Annotated in this window: 5 protein-coding genes; 2 read left to right on the forward strand and 3 right to left on the reverse strand. The window is 69.4% G+C overall.

The window, feature by feature from the left end; all coding sequences use genetic code 11:
- The 3 genes from QZ483_RS13000 to QZ483_RS13010 form a co-directional block, all read right to left on the reverse strand.
- Nucleotides 1-416 (reverse strand): transglutaminase N-terminal domain-containing protein (locus tag QZ483_RS13000; RefSeq protein ID WP_297084695.1); only part of this gene is annotated, 416 nt, incomplete at its 3' end.
- A complete protein-coding gene (locus QZ483_RS13005; protein WP_297084697.1) occupies nucleotides 413-1336 on the reverse strand; it encodes an alpha-E domain-containing protein in 924 nt (307 codons plus the stop codon). The genes QZ483_RS13000 and QZ483_RS13005, both read right to left, overlap by 4 nt.
- Nucleotides 1330-2922 (reverse strand): circularly permuted type 2 ATP-grasp protein, encoded by a 1593-nt coding sequence (locus QZ483_RS13010; RefSeq protein WP_297084700.1) that lies wholly within the window; start codon nucleotides 2920-2922, stop codon nucleotides 1330-1332. Before QZ483_RS13010 ends, QZ483_RS13005 begins: the two co-directional genes overlap by 7 nt.
- Before the next feature lie 121 nt (nucleotides 2923-3043).
- Between QZ483_RS13010 and QZ483_RS13015 the strand changes: the two genes are divergently transcribed.
- Entirely contained in the window at nucleotides 3044-3556 is a 513-nt protein-coding gene (locus QZ483_RS13015) for a PH domain-containing protein (RefSeq protein WP_297084702.1), read from the forward strand.
- Nucleotides 3557-3667: 111 nt separating this feature from the next.
- Complete coding sequence (locus QZ483_RS13020; protein WP_297084706.1) at nucleotides 3668-3883, forward strand: hypothetical protein; 216 nt, start codon at nucleotides 3668-3670, stop codon at nucleotides 3881-3883.
- The last annotated feature ends 126 nt before the right edge of the window (nucleotides 3884-4009 follow it).

A 4009-nucleotide genomic window follows, 5' to 3' on the forward strand; every position in this document is an offset into this window, starting at 1 on the left:
GTCGCGTCCGGCGAGAGCTTGCTCGCGGTCTCGCGCGCGAAGTCCGCCAGCTCCTCCGGAGGATCGGTGACGTCGCTGGTGTCGAGGTACTCGCAGAGCAGGTCCTGGAACCGGGGGCCGTGGAGCGTGTCCCATGACGCGCGCTCGGTGCGCGCCGGCTGCGGCATGATCTCGACCAGCGAGGATCCGACCACGGTCAGCGACTGGTGCGGCTGCAGCACCTCGAAGGCGAGCACGTCACACTCCCAGTAGTCGCGGTAGCTGGTGCTCCACGACAGCGGGCTCACATCGATGCGGCTGTCCAGCACGCGCTGGCGCGTCAGCCACGCCGGCATGAGGCGAGCCTCGTTGTACGACGAGTGGATCTCCGCCTCGTAGCGGAACTCGGTCCGGTGCTCGATCTTGAGGGTGCTCACAGCGCCTCCTGGTTCCACGTGACGGTCGCCGCGGGCAGGAAGTACCGATCGCGGATCAGGTCCGAGGCCGTGGCGCACGCACGCTGCACCTCCTGCATCTGACCGGTGAGGTCGTCGAGGATGTCGCGCACCGGGCTGTACTCGAGATTCGTGCGCGCACGCCCCAGCGCGAGCCGGGCCCGCCCCGACAGCGCCCGATTGCCCTCCGAGCCGTCGATCTGCGTGAGGATGGTCTCCGCGCGGTCGAGGTTGTAGGCGATCGAGCGCGGAAACAGCCGGTCGATCAGCAGGAACTCCGCCGCACGCTCCTCGGTCACGAGCGCGCGCACCGTGCGCAGGTAGGCCTCGTGCGCGGAGCAACTCCTGAGCAGCGTGGTCCAGTTGGGCCCGGTGGTGCCCTCGAGCTGCCGGGTCATGAGCAGGCGCGCGATCATGTCCGCGCGCTCGAGAGAACGTCCCAGCTCCATGAAGTGCCAGGCGTCGTCGCGCGAGGTGGTCGCGCTCGACAGTCCCCACACCACGGCGGCGCGCTCGCGCACCCACACGAAGTACTCGTGCGGCCGGGACGCGCGGGTCCAGCGGCGCAGGTCCATGCGGGTCATGTTGAGCGATTCCCACACCTCGGTGGAGATCACCTCGCGAGCGCGGCGAGCGTTCTCCCGAGCCGCGGCGAGCGTTCCGGCGATCGAGGTCGCGCTGTCGTCCTCGAACGCGAGCTGGCGCAGCACGGTGCCCCGAGTCGCGGTGCCCTCGACCGGGCAGCTCATGACCGCGAGCAGCGAGGCGTTCGCGCTCGGCTCGTCGACCCAGGGATCCTCGAGCAGCACGTTGAGGTGGACGTCGAGCAGGCGGGCCGTGTTGTCAGCGCGCTCGACGTAGCGTCCGATCCAGAACAGGGACTCGGCGATGCGACTCAGCATGACGCGCCTCCCTGCTGTTGCTGCTGCTGCTGTTGCTGCTGTCCCGCCACATAGTCTTCCGGGTGCGCCGACTGCGGCACCGGGCTCATGCCGCTGAGCTCGACCCGGGACTCCGGCGGCGGCGAGCTGGCGCGGTGACGCACCCCGCCCAGCACCCACGTGTCCTTGGACCCTCCACCCTGCGACGAGTTGACGATGAGCTGGCCGCGAGCCAGGGCCACACGGGTCAGCCCGCCGGGAAGCACCCAGACGTCATCGCCGTCGTGGACGGCGAACGGGCGCAGGTCCACGTGACGCGGCTCGAGCCCGTCCTCCGTGAGGGTCGGGACCGTCGAGAGCTGCACGACCGGCTGCGCGATCCACCCGCGGGGGTCGCGGAGGATCTGGGCGCGCACGCGGTCGAGCTCCTCGGCCGAGGCGTCGGGCCCGATGGTGACGCCCTTGCCTCCCGCGCCGTCGACGGGCTTCACGACCAGCTCATCCAGACGGTCGAGCACCTCCTCGCGCGCGTCGGGCTCCTCGAGCCGCCACGTGTCGACGTTGGGCAGGATCGGCTCCTCGTTGAGGTAGTAGCGGATCAGTTCGGGCATGTAGGTGTACATGAGCTTGTCATCCGCGACGCCGTTGCCCACCGCGTTGGCGATCGTGACATTGCCCAGCCGCGCCGCGTTGATGAGCCCGGGGGCTCCCAGCGCGCTGTCGGGACGGAACACGACCGGGTCCAGGTACTCGTCGTCGACGCGGCGGTAGATGACGTCGACGCGGCGGCGTCCGGCGGTGGTCCGCATGTACACGCGGCCGTTCACGGTCTCGAGGTCGCGCCCCTCGACGAGCTCGACGCCCATGGTGCGGGCGAGCAGTGAATGCTCGTAGTACGCGGAGTTGTAGACGCCCGGAGTGAGCACCACGATCGTGGGGTCGTCGACGCCCTCGGGCGCGGACTTCGCGAGCGCCGCTCGCAGGCGGCGCGAGTACTCGAGGACGGGCCGGATTCCCATCGCACCGAACATCTCGGGGAACATCTGCGACATGGCGCGCCGGTTCGACAGCACGTAGCTGACGCCCGAGGGCACGCGCACGTTGTCCTCGAGGACGCGCCAGATGCCGTGCTGGTCGCGCACCAGGTCGATGCCGGACACGTGAACCCGCACGCCGTTGGCGGGCTCGACCCCGGAGACCGAGCGATAGAAGTACTGCGACGTGGCGATCAGCTTGCGTGGCACGATGCCCTCGGTCACGCAGTGCTGCGACCCGTAGGCATCGGCGAGGAACGCCTCGAGCGCCTTGACGCGCTGCGACACCCCCGGCTCGATGATCTCCCACTCGTCCGCGCCGATCACGCGCGGCACGATGTCGAGCGGGAACGGTCGCTCCTCGCCTGCATGGTCGAACGTGACGCCCTGAGCGAGGTACGTGCTCGCGAGCGACTCGGCGCGCGAGTAGAGGTCGTCGCCGGACATGCGGTCGATCTCCGCATAGACACGCGAGTAGGGCTCGCGGACGCTGCCCTCGACGTCGACGGCCTCGTCCCACGCGGCGCTGGGAGCATATCCAGCCCAGGGGGTGGCGTCCTGTTCCTCAGTCATAGCCCCACGTTAACGGGCGAAGTTTGCCTGTGCGTGTCATCCAGGGGTCCCGGGCGTTGCGTCGCCCGGATCGACCATGCGGCAACCCGCGCGTGCGCGCCCGTGGCGCTAGAGTCCAGACATGGGATACCCCGAGGATCTGCTCGCCGCCGACGAGGAGCTGCTGCTTCACCGTCACGAGCACTGGAAGGTGCTGATCGGCGCGAGCCTGTGGTTCATCGTCATCGTCGTCGCCGCCACCTTCGGTCTGGTGTGGTCCTCCGGACTCGAGGGCCTGGGCGGCACCATCGCGACCGGCGCCGTCGTGGTCGCGGCGATAGCTCTGCTGTCGTGGCTCACGATCACGCCCGTGATCCGCTGGGCGACCACGCACTTCGTCATCACCGACCGCCGCATCCTGTTCCGCACGGGCATCATCACGCGCACCGGCATCGACATCCCGGTGCGCCGGATCGCCTCGGTGCAGTTCCGGCACGGTCTCATCGACCGTATCTTCCGCACCGGCACGCTGATCGTCGAGTCGGCCTCCGACGACCCCCTCGAGTTCACGAACATCCCCGAGGTCGAGAAGGTGCACCAGATGATCTACCACGAGCTCTACGACGAGCTGGATGGCGGGGATCGCGAGCGCTGATCGCTCGGCACCCGCCGTCCTCACCTGCGGCGCGGCGCATCCGAGAGCCCGGGGCAACCTGCACGAAACGACCTCCCGGTTAGGCTGGCCGAGACCGGGAGGAGGGATCGCGTGACACACGTGCGCGAGGCGACGGGAGGCACGCGCGCCTCCTCAGAAGGCGCGGCAGCACGCCCTCCGCTGGCCGGCGTGACGGCGGCGCGAGCGGGGGAGTTCGGCTGCGTCATCGGTGTCGACCGGGTCGGCATCGGTGACGAACTGCTCGCCAACGGTGCCGACATCGTGGTGAGCGATCTGGGGGAGTTGCTGGTCGGAGCCGAACGGTGATCCGGGAGCGGGCCTACCCGGTGGAGCCATGGCATGTGCGGGAGACCCGGCTCGACTTCGACATCCTGGCCCAGTCGGAGTCGGTCTTCGCCCTCGCGAACGGGCACGTCGGATTCCGCGGCAACC

Origin of the sequence: uncultured Demequina sp., assembly GCF_913055775.1 — a bacterium.
Lineage (GTDB): Bacteria > Actinomycetota > Actinomycetes > Actinomycetales > Demequinaceae > Demequina.